This window comes from Nocardioides sp. AN3, assembly GCF_054653495.1.
Window position 1 is genome coordinate 40,008 of sequence record NZ_BAAIGC010000021.1, and the last position, 17,005, is coordinate 57,012.

At 68.6% G+C, this 17,005-nt stretch carries 19 protein-coding genes; 12 read left to right on the forward strand and 7 right to left on the reverse strand.

Going from position 1 to position 17,005, the window contains the following annotated elements; genetic code table 11:
• The first annotated feature begins 10 nt into the window (after positions 1 to 10).
• The 6 genes from ACYQ1K_RS19730 to ACYQ1K_RS19755 are packed head-to-tail and all read left to right on the forward strand — an operon-like array spanning position 11 to position 4,442.
• Complete coding sequence (locus ACYQ1K_RS19730; protein WP_459984963.1) at positions 11 to 865, forward strand: nitrilase-related carbon-nitrogen hydrolase; 855 nt, start codon at positions 11 to 13, stop codon at positions 863 to 865.
• On the forward strand, positions 862 to 1,506 hold the full coding sequence (locus ACYQ1K_RS19735) for a DUF2848 family protein (RefSeq protein WP_459984964.1): 645 nt from the start codon (positions 862 to 864) through the stop codon (positions 1,504 to 1,506). The genes ACYQ1K_RS19730 and ACYQ1K_RS19735 overlap by 4 nt, the downstream gene beginning before the upstream one ends.
• A complete protein-coding gene (locus ACYQ1K_RS19740; RefSeq protein WP_459984965.1) occupies positions 1,506 to 2,960 on the forward strand; it encodes a 4-hydroxyphenylacetate 3-hydroxylase family protein in 1,455 nt (484 codons plus the stop codon). The genes ACYQ1K_RS19735 and ACYQ1K_RS19740 overlap by 1 nt, the downstream gene beginning before the upstream one ends.
• Positions 2,957 to 3,310 (forward strand): cupin domain-containing protein, encoded by a 354-nt coding sequence (locus tag ACYQ1K_RS19745; RefSeq protein ID WP_459984966.1) that lies wholly within the window; start codon positions 2,957 to 2,959, stop codon positions 3,308 to 3,310. The genes ACYQ1K_RS19740 and ACYQ1K_RS19745 overlap by 4 nt, the downstream gene beginning before the upstream one ends.
• A gap of 14 nt (positions 3,311 to 3,324) precedes the next feature.
• Positions 3,325 to 3,837: a flavin reductase family protein gene (locus ACYQ1K_RS19750; RefSeq protein WP_459984967.1), complete on the forward strand. Its 513-nt coding sequence runs from the start codon at positions 3,325 to 3,327 to the stop codon at positions 3,835 to 3,837.
• Positions 3,838 to 3,860: 23 nt separating this feature from the next.
• The gene (locus tag ACYQ1K_RS19755) at positions 3,861 to 4,442 is read left to right on the forward strand and encodes an acetate uptake transporter (RefSeq protein ID WP_459984968.1); all 582 of its coding nucleotides are present in this window, start codon (positions 3,861 to 3,863) and stop codon (positions 4,440 to 4,442) included.
• Positions 4,443 to 5,344: 902 nt separating this feature from the next.
• Here the strand turns inward: ACYQ1K_RS19755 and ACYQ1K_RS19760 are convergent.
• Positions 5,345 to 5,533, reverse strand: a complete 189-nt coding sequence (locus ACYQ1K_RS19760) for a hypothetical protein (protein WP_459984969.1) — start codon at positions 5,531 to 5,533, stop codon at positions 5,345 to 5,347.
• On the reverse strand, positions 5,533 to 5,853 hold the full coding sequence (locus tag ACYQ1K_RS19765) for a hypothetical protein (protein WP_459984970.1): 321 nt from the start codon (positions 5,851 to 5,853) through the stop codon (positions 5,533 to 5,535). The genes ACYQ1K_RS19760 and ACYQ1K_RS19765 overlap by 1 nt, the downstream gene beginning before the upstream one ends.
• A 284-nt stretch (positions 5,854 to 6,137) precedes the next feature.
• Here ACYQ1K_RS19765 and ACYQ1K_RS19770 point away from each other — a divergent pair, with 284 nt between their 5' ends.
• The 4 genes from ACYQ1K_RS19770 to ACYQ1K_RS19785 all read left to right on the forward strand — a co-directional run bounded on the left by ACYQ1K_RS19770 (position 6,138) and on the right by ACYQ1K_RS19785 (position 8,067).
• On the forward strand, positions 6,138 to 6,404 hold the full coding sequence (locus tag ACYQ1K_RS19770) for a class I SAM-dependent methyltransferase (protein ID WP_459984971.1): 267 nt from the start codon (positions 6,138 to 6,140) through the stop codon (positions 6,402 to 6,404).
• A 312-nt stretch (positions 6,405 to 6,716) separates the two neighbouring features.
• Complete coding sequence (locus ACYQ1K_RS19775) at positions 6,717 to 6,848, forward strand: hypothetical protein (protein ID WP_459984972.1); 132 nt, start codon at positions 6,717 to 6,719, stop codon at positions 6,846 to 6,848.
• A gap of 762 nt (positions 6,849 to 7,610) precedes the next feature.
• Positions 7,611 to 7,805, forward strand: coding sequence for a PIN domain-containing protein (locus ACYQ1K_RS19780; RefSeq protein ID WP_459985016.1), 195 nt, complete (start codon positions 7,611 to 7,613; stop codon positions 7,803 to 7,805).
• A complete protein-coding gene (locus ACYQ1K_RS19785) occupies positions 7,720 to 8,067 on the forward strand; it encodes an NYN domain-containing protein (RefSeq protein WP_459984973.1) in 348 nt (115 codons plus the stop codon). Before ACYQ1K_RS19780 ends, ACYQ1K_RS19785 begins: the two co-directional genes overlap by 86 nt.
• Positions 8,068 to 9,082: 1,015 nt before the next feature.
• On the opposite strand, the gene ACYQ1K_RS19790 is transcribed toward ACYQ1K_RS19785, so the two are convergent.
• Positions 9,083 to 9,718, reverse strand: coding sequence for an isochorismatase family protein (locus tag ACYQ1K_RS19790; RefSeq protein ID WP_459984974.1), 636 nt, complete (start codon positions 9,716 to 9,718; stop codon positions 9,083 to 9,085).
• A gap of 107 nt (positions 9,719 to 9,825) precedes the next feature.
• On the opposite strand from ACYQ1K_RS19790, the gene ACYQ1K_RS19795 reads away from it, so the two are divergent.
• Entirely contained in the window at positions 9,826 to 10,779 is a 954-nt protein-coding gene (locus tag ACYQ1K_RS19795) for a GlxA family transcriptional regulator (protein WP_459984975.1), read from the forward strand.
• 300 nt (positions 10,780 to 11,079) lie between these two features.
• On the opposite strand, the gene ACYQ1K_RS19800 is transcribed toward ACYQ1K_RS19795, so the two are convergent.
• From ACYQ1K_RS19800 to ACYQ1K_RS19810, 3 genes are all read right to left on the reverse strand, one after another.
• Positions 11,080 to 12,225, reverse strand: coding sequence for an acyl-CoA dehydrogenase family protein (locus tag ACYQ1K_RS19800; protein WP_459984976.1), 1,146 nt, complete (start codon positions 12,223 to 12,225; stop codon positions 11,080 to 11,082).
• Positions 12,226 to 12,305: 80 nt separating this feature from the next.
• A complete protein-coding gene (locus ACYQ1K_RS19805; protein ID WP_459984977.1) occupies positions 12,306 to 13,649 on the reverse strand; it encodes an NAD-dependent succinate-semialdehyde dehydrogenase in 1,344 nt (447 codons plus the stop codon).
• Between the two features lie 218 nt (positions 13,650 to 13,867).
• Positions 13,868 to 14,689 carry an acyl-CoA thioesterase gene (locus tag ACYQ1K_RS19810; RefSeq protein WP_459984978.1) on the reverse strand — a complete coding sequence of 274 codons (822 nt, stop codon included), beginning with the start codon at positions 14,687 to 14,689 and terminating at the stop codon, positions 13,868 to 13,870.
• A 152-nt stretch (positions 14,690 to 14,841) separates the two neighbouring features.
• Between ACYQ1K_RS19810 and ACYQ1K_RS19815 the strand changes: the two genes are divergently transcribed.
• Positions 14,842 to 15,522, forward strand: a complete 681-nt coding sequence (locus ACYQ1K_RS19815) for a TetR/AcrR family transcriptional regulator (protein ID WP_459984979.1) — start codon at positions 14,842 to 14,844, stop codon at positions 15,520 to 15,522.
• A gap of 60 nt (positions 15,523 to 15,582) precedes the next feature.
• Here the strand turns inward: ACYQ1K_RS19815 and ACYQ1K_RS19820 are convergent, their stop codons facing one another.
• Entirely contained in the window at positions 15,583 to 16,962 is a 1,380-nt protein-coding gene (locus ACYQ1K_RS19820) for an LLM class flavin-dependent oxidoreductase (RefSeq protein WP_459984980.1), read from the reverse strand.
• Positions 16,963 to 17,005 lie beyond the last annotated feature (43 nt).

A 17,005-nucleotide genomic window follows, 5' to 3' on the forward strand; every position in this document is an offset into this window, starting at 1 on the left:
ACTTCCGAGCATGCTTCTCGCACTGCTCCAGGTCGCGAGCCCCGACGACGAGTCCCCCGAGGCCCGCCGCCGCCGCGTCGACGCGACCGTCCGCGCCGAGACCCGGCTCCGCCATGCCGATGCACTGCTGCTCCCCGAGCTCTGGGGTGTGGGCTACAACGCCTTCGACGCGTACGCCGACGCCGCCGAACCGCTCGACGGCCCGACCCTCGCGCTGGCCCACGGCTGGGCCCGCGACCTCGGCATCGACGTCCACCTCGGCAGCTTCGTGGAGCGGGACTGCGCCGGCCGCCTCAGCAACACCTCGGTGGTGGTCGCGCCCGACGGCACCATCTCCAACCTGTACCGCAAGGTCCACGTCTTCGGCTACGGCTCCGAGGAGCAGGAGCTCCTGACCCCGGGCGAGCGGGTCTCGGTCGGCCCGGTCGGCGCCGTCCCGACCGGCATCACCACCTGCTACGACCTCCGCTTCCCCGAGCTGTTCCGCTCGCTGGTCGACCTCGGCGCGGAGCAACTGGCGGTGTGCGCGGCGTGGCCTGCCGCGCGGCTCGCGCACTGGCGGCTGTTCACCTCCGTGCGCGCCGTCGAGCAGCAGACCTGGCTCGCGGCCTGCAACGCCGTCGGCGACCAGCGCGGCGTCCGGCTCGGCGGCCACAGCCGGGTCGTCGACCCGTGGGGCGAGGTCGTCGCCGAGGCCGGCGAGGACGAGGGCTTCACCTTTGCCGAGGTCGACATCGCTCTCCCGGGGCGTGTCCGCGCCGACTTCCCCGCGCTCGCCGACCGCCGCTGGCCCACGGCCGCACCCCGGTCGGCCACCGACCCCCATCCCATCGACGCCATCGACGCCCTCGAGGAGCACGCATGAACACCGAGCCCATCCCGACCCTGGCGGCCGACAACACCCGCCTGGTCGTCGCCGGCTACACCGGCAGCGACGAGGCCGCCGTCCGCCACCACATCGACGAGCTGGCCGCCATCGGCGTACCGGCCCCCGCGAGCGTGCCGGCCTACTACCCGATGCCGGACGACCGGCTCACGACGGCCGGCACCATCACGGTGGCGGGCGACTACACGTCCGGCGAGGTGGAGCCGGTCCTGATCCGGACGGCCGGCCACTTCTGGCTCGGCGTCGGGTCCGACCACACCGACCGCGACCTGGAGCGCACCGACATCGGCGACTCCAAGGCCGCTTGCCCCAAGCCGATCGGCCGTACGGCAATCCGGCTCGGCACCGACCCGGCCGCACCCGAGTGGGAGCGGATCCGGATCCGGTCCTGGGTCGACGGCGACCTCTACCAGGACGGCACCCTCGCCGCCCTGCGGCCGCTGGCCGACACCCTGACTCGCTGCCCCGACCCCGGCGACGGCGATCTGGTCCTGTTCGGCGGCACCGTGCCGCTCATCGACGGGACCTTCCGCGCCGGCACCGACTGGCGCATGACCCTCGAGGCACCCGGCCTCGACCGCCTCGAGCTCAGCTACACCGTGAAAGTGAGGAACCCCTGATGCGCACCAGCGCCGACTACCTGTCCAGCCTCGACGACGGCCGTACCGTCATCGTCGACGGCGAGCCCGTCAAGGACATCGCCCACCACCCTGCGTTCGCGCCGATCGCCCGCACCATCGGGCGGCTCTTCGACCTCGCGGCCGACGAGGCCAACGGCATGCAGGCCATCGACCACGGCACCGGTGCCGTCGTCAACCGCCTCTACCTGGCACCCCGCGACGCCGGCGACCTCGCCGCCTACCGGGTCGCCGCCCAGGTCTGGGCCGACGCGACCCAGGGCTGGGTCGGGCGCTCCCCCGACCACGTCGGCGCGTTCCTCGCCGCGTTCTCCACGCACCCCGAGGCGTTCGACGAGAAGCTGCGCGACAACGTCGCGGCCTTCCATCGCCGGGTGATCGAGGACGACCTGTACGTCTCCTACGCCATCATCCCGCCGCAGGTTTCCCGTGCCACCACTGCGCACGCCTGGGAGGGCGACCTGGTCCAGGTCGGCATCAAGAAGGAGGAGCGGCCCGACGGCATCGTCGTCCGGGGCGCGCAGATGCTGGCCACCGGCGGCGCCGTGGCCGACGAGATCCTGGTGTCCTGCATCAAGCCGCTGCAGGACGAGGACGCGGTGTTCGCAAACTCCTTCACCGTTCCCGTCGGGGCACCCGGGCTCAAGCTCTACTGCCGCCGCCCGTACGCCACCGGCGCGACGAGCGAGTTCGACTACCCCTTGAGCAGCCGGTACGACGAGACCGACGCCCTGCTTGTCTTCGACGACGTCTTCATCCCGTGGAAGGACGTCTTCGTCCACCGCGACGTCGCCGGCCTGCGCCGCCAGTTCTTCGACACCGGCGCGCACGTCCTGGGCAACTTCCAGGCCCAGATCCGCTTCGCCACGAAGCTGCGCTTCCTCGCCGGCCTGGCCCGCAAGGTCGCCGCCGTCAACGGCGTCGACCGGTTCCCCGGCGTCGTCGAGAAGCTCGGCGAGCTCGCCAGCCTGGTCTCCATCGTGGAGTCCGGCATCGATGCCGCACAGTTCACCGCGCACACCGACGACCAGGGTCTGCACCGCCCCGGCGCACCCGCGCTCTACGGCGTGATGGGCCTGCAGGCCGAGCTGCACCCCCGGGTCATCGCCATCGTCCGCGAGCTGGTCGGCGGCGGCGTGCTCCAGGTGCCGTCCTCGGCCGCCGAGCTGCTCGGAGCCGACACCTCGGTCGACATGGAGCGTTACGTGTCCAGCCCCGGCGTCGGCGCCGAGGACCGGATCAAGCTCTTCAAGTTGGTCTGGGACGCGGTCGGCTCCGAGTTCGCCGGACGCCACCAGCAGTACGAGATGTTCTACGCCGGCGCGCCGTTCGTCGCCAAGGGCTACTCGTTCCGCAACTTCGACTACGGCTCCGCCGTCGCGAGTGTCGACGCGTTCCTGTCCAGCTACTCCGCCACGAACGAGGTCGCCCGATGAAGCCCGAGCTCGAGTTCCACCCAGTCACGGACGTCGCGTTCACCGTGTGCCCGGGGGACGACCCGCTGATCACGGAGCGGATCCTCGCCCGCGACCCCGAGACGGGCATCGCCACGCGGATCCTGCGCTACGAGGCAGGCGCCGACTCCACGCCGATGGGCGCGCAGCGCCACGACTTCTGGGAGGAGGTCTACATCCTCGAGGGCTCCTTCTACGACATCACCCTCGGGCAGACCTTCGTGGCCGGCCAGTACGCCTGCCGCCCGCCGGGCATGCCGCACGGCCCGTGGCGCACCGACGAGGGCGTGCTGACCTTCGAGGTCCGCTACCCGGGTCCCCGCGAGGCCTGAGGGAGGTGACCACGATGACCGAGCCCCTCATCGACCCGATGCAGATGCGGCAGACCATGGGCCGCTTCGCCACCGGCGTCGCGGTGATCACCACCGAGCTGGACGGCGTGCCGCACGGGATGACAGTGAACTCACTGACCTCGGTGTCGCTCGACCCGCCGCTGCTGCTGGTGTGCTTCAACCACGGCGCGCGCACCGCCGAGGCGGTCGTCGAGCGTGGCCGGTTCGTGGTCAACGTCCTCGCCCGCCGACAGCAGGAGATCGCACTGCGCTTCGCTGCCCGCGGCGAGGACCACTTCGCCGGGCTCCACCTGGAGTACGGCGAGCACTCCCTGCCCGTCGTACCGAACGCGCTCGCGCACCTCGACTGCGCGGTCGACCGAGTGGTCGAGGCTGGTGACCACACCGTCGTGCTCGGAGCCGTCTCCGCGACCTGCAGCTCCCCCGGTGAGCCGCTCGCCTTCCACGCCGGCCGCTTCGCCGACGTCCGCACCCACGACACCGAGCCCCAGCACTGGTTCTTCTGACCCCACCACGAGAGAGAGCCACGATGTCCCTCACCACCGACGCACCCCGGGTGAATCCCGCCCCGCTCGCCTTCAGTGCCTTCGCCGGTACGACGTTCCTGCTGTCCTGGGTCAACGCCGGTCTCATCGACCACAGCGCCCTCGCCGGCGCGACGGCCACCGCCTGGATCTTCGGCGGCGCGATCCAGATCGCCGTCGCGTTCTGGCTGCTGCGTGACGGCCAGCTCTTCCCCGCCGTCACCTTCGGCGCCTTCGGCGCCTTCTGGGCCTCGTTCGCGTTCTACGCCACGCTGTACGTCGACGAGATCCCGGCCGAGCAGCGGGGCCATGCCACCGCGCTCTTCCTCACCCCGTGGGCCGTGTTCGCCGCGTTCATGTTGATCGGCGCACTCAAGACTAACGTGGCGGTCGTCGTCGCCTTCGTCCTCGTCGAGGTCACCCTGATCCCCGGGATCATCGGCGACGCCCGGGGCAACCTCACCGCCACCCACGTCGGCGGATGGGCGGGCATCGCGCTGGCTTTGGTCGTCTGGTACATCGCCGCCGCGGAGGTCATCAACCACCAGTTCAGCCGGACGATCCTGCCTCTCGGCCATCTCGACTGACCCCGCCGTTGCAGTAAACCAGGTTGCCTGACGGCACGAGCACAGGGCCGCGGTCGCCTCCTACCGTGTTCGTCGCGGATCCCCGAGATCGCACACCCCAGAATCATCCCCACCGTGCGTCTGCATGCGCCGCCTTCTTCGCCTCCCACGCGGCCTGGACGCCGCTGGCCTCGAAGGCTTCGAGCTCGTGGACGTAGGCCTCCTGGCGCACAGTCAAGGGGTTGGCCCTCGCCGATCGGCCAACACCCGATTGCCTCCGCGCTGGCCGAGAACCGCGGTACTTCTTGTGGTGCTCGCTCATCCGCTTTCCGAATTCGACAAGCTGCCCAGGAAATCTCGGCCAGGACGGTCGTGGCGATCGCTCTACGTCTGACCAGGCGATGACTTCGCGCGGGCTGTGCCACGCCTCGTCCACGCCGAAGCCCAGGCCCTCTGGTGTGCCCACGATCCGCTCCCCCGTCGTCGGATCCGTGTGGTGCGTTCCGGACCAGCCCGACTCGCGCACGCGGAGGACAGCGGCCGGGTCACGCAGGATCCGGGTCAACGCCCAAGCCGGCCACCACTTCAGCAGCTCGTGCTACCGGCGGCGGGTCGTCACGAATGCCGGCCCGGCGTTCACTGCCCGACCCCCGGACCCACCGCCGCCATCTCAGTGGCGCGGTGCCCAAGGTGATCGGCCGTCGCCTCGCGGACGCTCATGGGGACGAGTGCTGGACGCACTGAGTCGGGTTCCGTGCCGAGCCCCGAGACCCTCGAGGATCGAGCCCGCCGGAATGCCCATCGCGCGGAACGTGGCGATGCTGAGCCGTTCCGCGTTCGCCTTCACGATCTCTGCTGCGCGCACCGCCTCTTTCCCAAGTTCGCGCACGGCGGCCGACCGGCTGCCTCGTCGTGGCCGGACATCACAGCTCTCCCGGGTAGTGCTCGTGGGCCGGGCATGAGCAGTCCTCACAGGCCACGAAGTGGTGGCAGTGGCCGCACCACGGGCACGGTAGGTCGCGACCCATCACGGCACGCAGACCGGCTCGCTCCACCCGCACCACCGCGACCCTCGGCCGCGCCTGGACCGCTGCGAGCGTCGCGGTGGCCATCACGCCACCCGAACGCCCGCGGCATCGGTAGACCCGCTCGCGTCCCCGACCGTCGCGGTTTGGGCCGCCTCCTCCTCGGTGCCGAGTTGACGCAGCCGACGCACCGTCGCCTGGTCCAGCCCAGTCAGCTGCACGATGTCCTTGACTGCCAGCTTCTCGGCGACCAGCCGCTCGATCGCGGCAGCGGCCGCGACCTCGTCGATTCGCCGCTCCCGTGCGATCTGATCCGGGTCCAGCTGGAGCCGCCGCTCGCGCGCCGCCTTCAGCCGGGCATCACGTGCCCGATCCCGACCCGACTGTGCCTGCCCCGCGTTACCCACTGGGGACCACCTCTTCCCTGAGTCATGAGGTCGCGGAGCGCCGCGACCCCTACACACGGGACAAGCACCCCGTCGACCCACGGATCGGACGTCACCAACCGACCGAATTTCGACACGACGACTCACCCACTCAAGAAGGATGAGATGTCGAGATGCAGCGAAGGTTGTTGAGGCGCCGGCGGTGAACCTTGGCGGGTCCGGCCTCGGCGAATTGATCGCGCAAAGTTCGGACCGTGCGCGAGTGATGGCGCCAGTGCAAGTCCCCGGGTCAGTAGCCTCGGCAGGTGGCACGAGCTGAGGTCGCGGCGGCGTACCACTCCGGCGCCGAGGAGTACATCGGGAAGCTGGGCTCGATCCACCAGATGGCGGACCGAGATCGGCTCACAATCGTGCTGTGGCGCGACGGCACGGGAGGCCGCTTGCTGGACGCTGGCTGCGGTCCGGGCCACTGGACCGACGTGCTGTCGGAGGGTGGTCGACGAGAGGTCGTGGGTATCGACGGGTCGACTCGGTTCCTCGAGTCCGCACGAGACCGCTTCCCGGGAAACTGATTCGTCGCCGGTGACCTAGCGGCGCTGGCGGGGTCGACCTGCTCGGGCCGGGTGGGCTGCTGTCCGGGTTGACCGCGGCGCCTAGAAGCCGCGAACCAGCGCGACTGAACCGCTTTGTCCTTGGCGAGCAGGGTCGCTTCGACGTTGCCGCGCTCGCGACACGTTGCAAGATAGTCGTCCCGCAGCGAGCGGAACCTCACCGGACAGCCGTCATGGACCGGGATGACCGGCCGGGCAACCTCGACCGGCCGCCCAGCCAGAGCCTGCGTCAGCAACGCCACCGGCCGGCGAACCGCTTGGACGTCGCCGTTGGTGACCGACTCTCCCAACGAGGCCAACCTGACCCCGGTCTGCTTCTCGATGAAGTCGATGCACACCTGCTCGCTCGCCCGGTCCAGGCCACGCTGGGCCAAGAAGACGACGAACCGATCCAGCACAGCCTGATGGTGTCGAAGCGTGCTCGCTGCCCTACCGGCCTCACCCAACGCCGACAAGACCGTGCCGACAGCAGCACCCACAACTGCGTCTTCCATGAGAATCACCCTCTGCATTCGGAGTGGAATGAACAGAGAAGCGATTCTTCGCCGAGGCCGGGTGCGCCCGCCGCCGTCGACGGTCGCTCCACCTCGCTTCCGCCGGCTGGCTCGACTCACTCGGCCGCTGACGCGGATCACCAGGATTATGCGGACAACAACACGCCCCGAGACCGCCACCACCAGCGCAGACGCCCCGACAGGGCGCATAACCCCGCCGTCTGCTTAATGCCTCTTATGCGGCGCGCCGCATAAGAGGCACTTCTACGCCTCGGGACTGATCGCGGCGCGGTGCGACGTCGTCACCGTGCAGCGGGCGCTCGGTCACTCGTCGGCGACGACCACGCTGAACACCTACAGCCATCTGTGGCCGACGGCGGAGGACCGGACCAGGGCGGCAGCCCGCCGACCTCATGAGGCAGGCCGCCGGACGCCCGATGGACCCGAGCGGTGGGGGCTCAGAGGGAGGTCGGCGACCGTGAGGATCGGCAAACAAAAACGGCCCCACCGTGAGATGGGGCCGTTGGACCAAAGCCGCTAGGCCTTGGCGTGGTGTACGGAGACTATAGCCACACGTCCGCCCACGGATCAAACCAGCCAACTCGCCGTGTCGGACATCGCGACCAGGTCAACGACGTAGGGTGATCGCCGTATTCCAAGGAGGAGGGCACCCTTGTCGAGCCTGATCGTGTACGTGGACGGTTTCAACCTGTACCACGGGCTCAAGGACCAGTTCGGACGGCGCATGCTCTGGCTCGACCTCGTGGAACTCGCCCGCAGCGATGAAGTGTCGCAAATGCGGCGCCGGGTGGACCCACTACGAGGAGAAGGAGACGGACGTCAACATCGCGACGTCACTCGTGTCTGATGCTGCTCAGCGAGTAGCCGACTCTGCGTTGATCATCAGCGCAGACAGCGACCTCACTCCGGCCGTCAAAGCGACCAAGGTCCTACACCCAACCCTGTTCGTGGCCGCGGCGTTTCCCCCGAAGCGCTTCTCGGCGGAACTCAAGAAGCTGATGCCAGGCTCCTTCCACATCAACGGCGCGAAGATCCGGCAGAGCCAGTTACCGCACGACGTCACCGATGCCGCAGGCCGGACGTACTCGCGACCAGCCAAGTGGTCGTAAGCCGCGACGCGAACGGCGGGCTCCGGTGGTCTGCCGAAGCCGCGCCACCCGCCCCGCGCGCAACGAAGCTCGGCGACCGCATTGCGGAGTGAGTGCGTACTGGTGCGACGTGCCCCGAGGCTGGCCTGCGGAAGCACTCCGAATCAGTAATACCAGGGGAAGCCCGGCACGCTCAGTGGTTAACGACGGCAGGCATTGGCATTGAAGGGCTGACCTGCACAAACGTGTTTGACGCAGTTGGGCGCGAAGGGCGCTGGCTGATTCTCCTGACACGCATTTGACACGCACTTTGCCGCCGGTCGGGACGCGTGACCGCGGGGTGGCCTAGCAGCCCCCTGCCGAAAATGGGGACAAGAGTGGGACGGGTAGGCGCCCACGTTCAACCTTCGCCACCTTCGACTTGGCGATGTCTCGCGCGGGCCATTCGATGCCGGCCAAGATGTCGCAGACCGCTCGCTGCTCCGGGCCGTCGACATTGATGAAGACGACGCCGTTCCAGACCTCGAGCCGCACGTGAATGAACGATGCTCGCGAACCCAACCGGGCCAACCGCCGCCAATCCCACCGCAGGCGCCACCTGCAGGCGGGTTCGGCGTTCCACGGGCGAGGAGAGCCGTGCACGGGGCCCTGGCCCGTCGATGCGGCGGTCTCGGTCACCGTCGGCGTGGACACGGCGGTCAAGAAGACGATCGCCGAAGTTGACGGCGACGCCGGGCGCGCCATCGACCCTGACGGGGTCACGGACGGCCGCCGTGGCGGACTGGCCGGCAGCGGTGAGAGCGGACAGGACGGGACCTTGGGCGCCGGTGGCGCCGTGCACGAGGAAAGTCATGGCGCCATTCGTCCACGGGTGTCGTCGCTGTCGGCGCCTTCCCGGACTGACGGATACCGATCTCAGGGCAGCCTTCGCCGGGCGGCTCGGCCACCAGGTGACCTACTCGCCGACGTACCCCTCTGACCCGTCGGAGTCGTTTGGACACGGTGCGTCTGCCACGACAGGCGAGCCTGTCAACCCTCAGCCGGCGAAGGCGGCGCGGCCCTGCATGGCGGAAGTGCCGAGGTCATTCTTGAGGATCGCCGTTCCGGCGGCGACCGCCTCCGTCCAGGCCTTGGTACTGGCGACGGCTGCAAAGTTGGAGTGCAGGAGCACGAGCAGGGTCTGGTGCAGCTCGTCTGCGGACACCTTGCCGGCCTCATTGGCCAGATGGATGGCACCGCTCGCGTCCGAGAGGATCTCGGCGGCCAGGCCGAGCTCCTCGGCGCCCATCGCGGTGGCGATGTCGCAGTTGTTGGTCATGAAGCCGACGATGGTGATGGTGTCGACATCCTGCTCGGCCAGCCACGCGGCGACATCGGTGCCCGCGAATACGCTGCTCTTCTCCTTGGTGACGCGCTTCCAGGAGGGCTTCAGGCGCCGCTCGATCTCGGGGTGCAGCGACCAGCTGTGGCTTCCGACGGCGAAGACCGGCGCCCCCTCGGGCAGCTGGTGCTGGACGGCGACTACGGGCATGTCGTGGCGCTCGGCGACCTCGAGCGCAACCAGGATATTGGCGAGGGACTGCTCACGTGACGGAGCCTGGATCAGAAGGATCCCGTCGAAGTACTCCTGCTGGACGTCGACGACGATCAGGGCGCGGCGGGGCTTGGACACGGAGGGTCTCCTCAGTTCGATGGGGTTGTCGTTCCCCTCCACTCTGGTCGCCGCGAAGCGGTACCGTGAGTGGCGCGAAAGACGACTTTCGATGAGATCAGGCCACCATGACCATCGTTGTACACGCCTTCGACGGCATCACCATGTTCCACCTCGCCGCACCCCTGCTGGTCTTCGGCGAGGTCGGCCGCCTCGGCCTGGCCGAAGGATGGGACCCCGTCGTGTGGACCGAGGACGGCCGCGGCGTGCGAACCGCCGAGGGGCTCTGGGTCGACGGCGTCTCGGGCCCCGACGTCGTCGAGGACGCCGACCTCGTGGTCCTGCCGTCATGGCCGCACGACCTCCCGCCGACCACCCCCGCACTGGCCGACCGGATCCGCGCCGCGCAAGCGCGGGGAAGCCGCATCGCGGGACTGTGCCTCGGCGCGTTCCCCGTCGTCGACAGCGGGATCCTCGACGGCAGGGATGTCGTCACCCACTGGGCCGCGGTCGACCAGCTCGCCCACCGGCGCCCGGACGTGGCGGTCACTCCGGCAGCGCTCTACCGCGATCACGGCGACGTGCTCACCTCAGCCGGCACGGCATCGGCCATCGACGCCTGTCTGTCGATCGTGCGCTCACACCTCGGTTCCGCCGCGGCGGCCACCGTCGCTCGCCACCTCGTCGTCGCGCCTCACCGCGAAGGCGACCAGGCCCAGTACGTCGAGCGCCCCATGCCGGAAGCAGGGGGCGTGGGCGACCTCGGACCGGCGATCGACTGGGCCCTTGCACACCTCGACCAGCGACTCTCCGTCGATGCCCTGGCAGCCCACGCCGGGATGAGCCGGCGCAACTTCACCCGCCGTTTCGCCGAGGTCACCGGGACAACACCGGCGCGTTGGGTCCTGACGCGTCGCCTCGACGAAGCGCGCCTCCTTCTCGAGACCACGACCTGGCCGATGACCCGCATTGCCGACGCGTGCGGTTTCAGCAGCGTCGTGACCTTCCGGCAGAACTTCGCCACGGCATTCTCGACCACGCCCACCTCCTATCGCCGCCGATTCGCCCCCTCCGGACCATAGGCGTCACCGTTGCCGAGCCGAGCGGAGCTGTCTCATCCGGCGGCTTGGTGACGGACGTTCGGCGTCGTCTCCAGGTCATCGACCTCGAGCCATCTGGCCCGTTGACTCATGCTCACGTTGGCGATGGAGCAGGACGCCGTGAACGATCCCCATCGCCGCCCACAGGGCAGACGTCTGCGCGAGCGATCCGACACGGAAGTCCCAGGTGAGCTCGCCGGGCATGCCGCAGGGATCCGCCCCTGGACGTGCGGCACCAACAGGCCCGTCGTCCGACCGCTGCCGCTGCCCGCAGGGGCGGGATCACAGTCCGAGGTCGCGACCGATCAACTGCTTCATGATCTCGTTTGAGCCGGCCCAGATCTTCGTGACCCGAGCGTCCCGCCAGGCGCGCGCCACGCGGTACTCGTTCATGAATCCGTATCCTCCGTGCAGCTGCACGCAGTGGTCGAGCACCTCCGACTGCGTCTGGGCGGACCACCACTTGGCCTTGGCGGCATCGATCGCAGTGAGCTCACCGCGCACGTGAGCCATGACGCACTTGTCGACGTACGCCTCCGCGACCTCGATCTGGGTGAAGAGCTCAGCGAGCAGGAACTTGTTGTGCTGGAAGGTTCCGACCGGCTGCCCGAACGCCTCACGTTCCTTGGTGTAGTCCAGCGTCTCGATGAGGATCTGCTTAGCGTGTGCGACGTTGCTGATGGCGGACCCGAGGCGCTCCTGCGGGAGCCACTGCATCATGTGGATGAAGCCGTGGTCGAGCTCGCCGATGAGCTCGGCATCCGTGACCCGGACGTTGTCGAAGAACAGCTCGGCCGTGTCCGACTCATCCTGGCCGACCTTGTCGAGCTTGCGTCCGCGGGAGAACCCCTCCTTCGTGGTCTCGACCGCGAAGAGCGAGATGCCGCGTGCCTTCTTCTCGGGACTGGTCTTCGCCGCCACCAGGACCAGATCGGCGGAGTATCCGTTGGTGATGAACGTCTTCGAGCCGTTGATCACCCACTCGTCCCCGTCACGGACCGCAGTCGTCTTCAACGCGGCGAGGTCAGATCCACCGCTCGGCTCCGTCATGCCGATCGCGCAGAGGATCTCACCCGACGCGATGCCCGGGAGCCACCGACTCTTCTGCTCCTCGGTGCCCAGCTCGACGAAGTAGGGCACGACCGTGTCGGAGTGGATGCCCCAGCAGCTGTTGAGGGCAGCGACGACCTTCGAGGTCTCCTCGCCCAGCACCGCCGCGAAGCGGAAGTCCTCGGCGCCGCTGCCGCCGTACTCCGCCGGGATGCCGAGGCCGAGGAGGCCCTGCTCGCCGGCCGCGAGCCACAACTCGCGAGGGAAGGCCTTGTCCTCGGCGTAGGAGTCCAGGTTGGGGATGACCGAGCGCTCCATAAACTCCCGGACTGACTTCCGGAATGCCTCATGGTCACTGTCGTAGATGTCGCGTCTCACGTGGGACTGCCTTGCCTTTCGTGCTGTGGTAATGCCTTGCAGCGCGGGCGACGCCCCAAGAAGCGCTACGCCCCGCATACTCAGCGGACGGTCCGGATCATCTTCCGGTTGAGGAACTCGTCGATGCCGAGCCGGCCGAGCTCACGGCCGAAGCCCGATCGCTTGACACCACCGAAGGGCATCTCGGGACCCATCGCGTTGACCCCGTTGATGAAGACCATGCCGGCGTCCAGCTTGCTCGCGACCCGGCGCGCCTGCTCAGGATCCGTGGTGAAGATGTAGGAGCCGAGCCCGTAGTCGGTGTCGTTCGCGACGCGGATCGCCTCCGCCTCATCACGAACCTTGAACACCATGGCGACCGGCCCGAACAGCTCGTCTCGAGCCACGGCGCTGCTCTCGACGCCCGTGAGCACACCGGGGGCGAACCATGCGCCTCGCCGCTCGTCCGCTCCTTTGAGGGTCGCGCCGTCAGCAACGGCTTGCGACACCTGCTCCTCCAGCCGCGCCGCCGCCGCCGCGGAAGACAACGGGGCCGCGGGCATCGCCGTCATTCGCGCGCTGAACTTCGCCACGAACTCGTCGTACAGATCCTCGTGGACGATCATCCGCTTGCCGGCGTTGCAGGCCTGCCCGCAGTTGGCGAGACGTGCCATCACGGCAGCCTCGACCATGCCGTCCAGGTCATCGGTGCTCAGCACGATGAAGGGGTCCGAGCCACCGAGCTCGAGGACGACCTTCTTCAGGTGCCGGCCGGCGATCTCGGCCACCGCTGATCCAGCTCGCTCGGACCCTGTCAGCGACACGCCCTGAACGCGGCGGTCAGCGATCACGGCCTCGATCTGGCTGTTCGTGGCGTAGATGTTGTTGTACGCCCCCGCCGGGAAGCCGGCATCGGCGAACAGCTCCGCCAGCGCCGCCGCGGAGTCCGGGCACTGAGGGGCGTGCTTCAGGACGATGGTGTTGCCGGCCACGAGGTTGGGTGCGGCGAAGCGCGCGACCTGGTAGACGGGGAAGTTCCACGGCATGATGCCGAGCAGCACACCGAGCGGTTGGCGCTCGATCAGGGCGGAGCCCTCGCCCCACTGGAGCGCGATCTCCTCGTCAGCCAGGAAGGTCTCTGCGTTCGCCGCGTAGTAGGCGAAGATGCTGGCGCTGAAGTCCACCTCCATCAGGGCCTGACCGAGCGGCTTCCCCATCTCGCGGCTGATGATGGCCGCCAACTGGTCGCGCCGCTCCTGGTGGAGCTCGGCGGCACGCTGCGCACACTTGGCCCGGTCACTGACCGCCGCATTCCGCGCCCAGCTCTGGTACGCCTCGGCCGCCTTCGCGACGGCGGCCATGACCTCTTCGTCGGTCGCTGTCGGGTAGGCCCGGATCTCCTCACCGGTCGCGGGGTCGACCACGGCATAACGCTGCTCAGACATCCATCTCTCCGTTCGTGAAGGCCGACGAGTCGCTGACATCGGCGGGTCGCGCTCCGGCGCGGGCTTGGAGGTCGTCGGGATATGGTTGTACGCCCTCAATCGATAGTGCGCTATCACTCTAGGCCCCAGGGACATGCCGAGGCAAGCGTCTCGTGCAGATTTGTCAATCGCGCAGGGCGATTCCGGCACGGTCCGTGCGGCCGACCGCGCCCGCCCAGTCAGAGCTGCCGGGAGCGCAAGGCGCGCGTCACCGTCTCCGACGGTGTCGCCGAGCGCTGGGCGCCGGCGTCGAAGAACACCAGGGTGGAGCTCCCACGAGCAAAGACCGTGCCCCCGTGTGCCACCACCGAATCGATGGTCATCGACCGGTTGCCGATGCGGGAAACCCAGCTCCACACGTCCAGGGCCGCCGACTGCTCGAGGCCGGGGCGGTGGAAGTCGACATCCTTCTGAGCCACCACGGTCGAGGTCGGCTCGAGATCCATCTCCGCCATCAGCGCGATCCGCGCCTCCTGCAGATACTCGAAGACCGCCGTGTCGGCAACCTCCCCCCGAGGAGACAGGTCGGCGAAGCGCACGGCGACCGTCGAGCGATGGGCACGCTCGACCAGGATCGGGTCCAACAAGGGCGCCGGTCCGCGGCCCCGCTCAGCCCGCGGTTCGAGAACGGCCCTCGATCGGGCATGTACGCGCGGCCCCTCGGGCGAGTCCTCGAACAGCTCAGCCTTGATGACCGGCGCTTCCTGAGTCGCGTCGGACCAGGAACGGGTCGCGATGGTCGAGCCGGTGCGGAACGTCAAGGGGCTCAGGTAGGTGATCTCCTGACGCCGGAGCGCCAGCCGACGCGCGCTGACTGCCCGAGGGCCGTCGTCCAAGAGCCAGCGATGCGCGTCTTCGAAGTAGGATGCGTATGCGACGTTGTTGATGTGCCCCAACGCGTCGACGTCGGCCCACCGGAGCTGAACCTCGCGCCGGACCGCGTTCGACCCCTCGAGGCCGTCCGGGGCCGCCGATCCGACTCCCTGCGGCAACATTCTCATCACCCCTCACCTGGCCTGGGGCCTTGAAGCCCGACGGTCATCCGGGTAGGTCCTGCAGCACTTCGCCGTTGCGCGCACGCTGCGCGGCGCGCGTCACCCCGCCGCATCCGGTCAGGACCTAGACTGCCGCGCAGACTGAAGGAGAGGTGCGCGTGGCATCGGACAATCCCCCGCAGCTGGGCCTGCGGGAGCGCAAGAAGCAGGAAGCCATGGCCCGGATGCGCGCCGCGGCTCGCGACCTGATGTGGGACCGCGGCTACGACGCCGTGACGACCAAAGAGATCGCCGCTCGCGCCGACGTCGGCGAGGCAACGCTGTTCCGCTACTTCCCGTCGAAGCTCGACCTGTTCTTGATGGTCTACGGGGAGGAGTTCGAGCGGGTCATCGACGCCTGCGCCCAGCAGGAGGCCGAGAACCATGCGACTCCGTCGCGCGACGCCGAGGCCTACGTCGACCGCATCCTGGCCAGCTACCAGATGTTCGCCGACCTCTACGTGAGGTATCCGGACCTGGCCTTCACCTACGTGAAGGAGTCGTTCGGCGCCCACACCGACGTGGCGCAGAGCGGGCTCGCCTACGCCACTCGGTGGTTCGAGCTGCTCGAGGCCATCGTCGCCCAGGCCCAGGAGGCGCGGGCGTTCGCCAGCATCGACCCCGCGACGGTCGTGCAGAACTGCCATGCCCTCTACGTCCACGAGGTGCTCCGCTCCCATGCGCGGGGCCTCTCGTCGGCGAAGCTGCCGGATCGGCTCAGGCACCGTCTCGAGGCGCTTCTGCGTCCGCTCCAGATCCTCCCCAAGGGGAAGTGGCTCGAGCAGTTGGCCTCGATCTGACATCTCCGTGCCTGGCGCACCGCCGAGGCGGTGTCTCGAGCGTGTCGGCCGGTTCGCCGCTCAACCCGGGTACACATCGGCTCGCGCCGCTCGCGCGCCGGGATGGGTGGCGGGCAGTCGCTTGTTCCCCAGCCCGGCGATGTACTCACGCAAGGTCTCGCCCTCGTAGTCCTTCCAGACTCGGCCGCGCTTCTGCAGCTCGGGGACGACCGTGTCGACGAACGCCTCGATGTCGTAGGGCGTGACGGCGTACGACAGGTTGATCCCGTCGAGATCGCCCTCGTCGATCCAGCGCTCGATCTCGTTCGCGACGGTCTCGGCACTGCCGACGAGAACGGGCTCGACTCCCCCGATGCTCATGTGGTTCCCGATGTCGGCCGGTGTCCACTTCCGCGTCGGGTCGAGCTTGGTGAACAGGTCCAGGACGGTCTGGATGGCGTTGGTGTCACCGGCGGCCAACGGACTGTCCCGGTCGAAGCGCGCGAGGTCGACACCGGAGAAGCCACCGAACAGGGCCATCGCCCCCTCAGGGGAGGCATATTCCTGGTATTTCTTGTAACGGCGCTCGGCCTCCGCGTCGGAGTCGGCGACGACGGCCGTGAGGATCGTGTAGATCTTGACGTCATCCCTCTTGCGGCCCGCAGCCTCGACCTGGTCGCGGATGTCCTTCGTGATCACCCGGCTGAGGTCGGAGTTGAGCACGTTCACGAAAAGGCCCTCCCCGTGCTCCGCAGCGAAGGCGCGGCCCCTCGACGACGCGCCCGCCTGGAAGATCACCGGGGTCTTCTGCGGCGAGGGCTCGGCCATGTTGAAGCCGTCCACGTCGAAGTAGCGGCCCTGGTGCCGGATGGGGTGGACCTTGTCCGGGTTCACGTAGACACCGCGCTCACGGTCGAGCTCGACGGCGTCGTCGTCCCACGACCCCTCCCACAGCTTGTACATGACCGACATGAACTCCTCGGCCATCTCGTAGCGCTCGTCATGGGGCAGAGGCTCCGAGCCGAAGTTCCGCGATGCACTGGGGAGATAGGAGGTCACCACGTTCCAGCCGACCCTGCCCTTGGTCAGATGGTCCAGCGTGCTGAAACGCCGCGCCAGCGGGTACGGGTGCTCGAACGTGGCCGATGCGGTCAGCGCGAAGCCCAGCCGCTCCGTCACGGCCGCCATGGCCGAGATGTACTGGAACGGGTCGTTGGCCGGGATCTGCATGCCGTTGCGCAGCGCCGGCGCGGTCGAGCCCTCATAGACGTCGTACGGACCCAGGACATCGGCGAGGAAGATGGCGTCGAACCGTCCTCGCTCGAGCGTGCGCGCGAGGTCGAGCCAGTAGTCCAGGTCCTTGTAGCGATGGACCTGGCTCTGCGGGTGCCGCCACAGACCCGAGCTCTGGTGCCCCGCCGCGGTCATGTTGAAGGCGTTGAGGGCGATGCGCTTGCTCACTCGTTGCTCCTGCACTGTCGAGACATGGCACTTCGATCGAAGT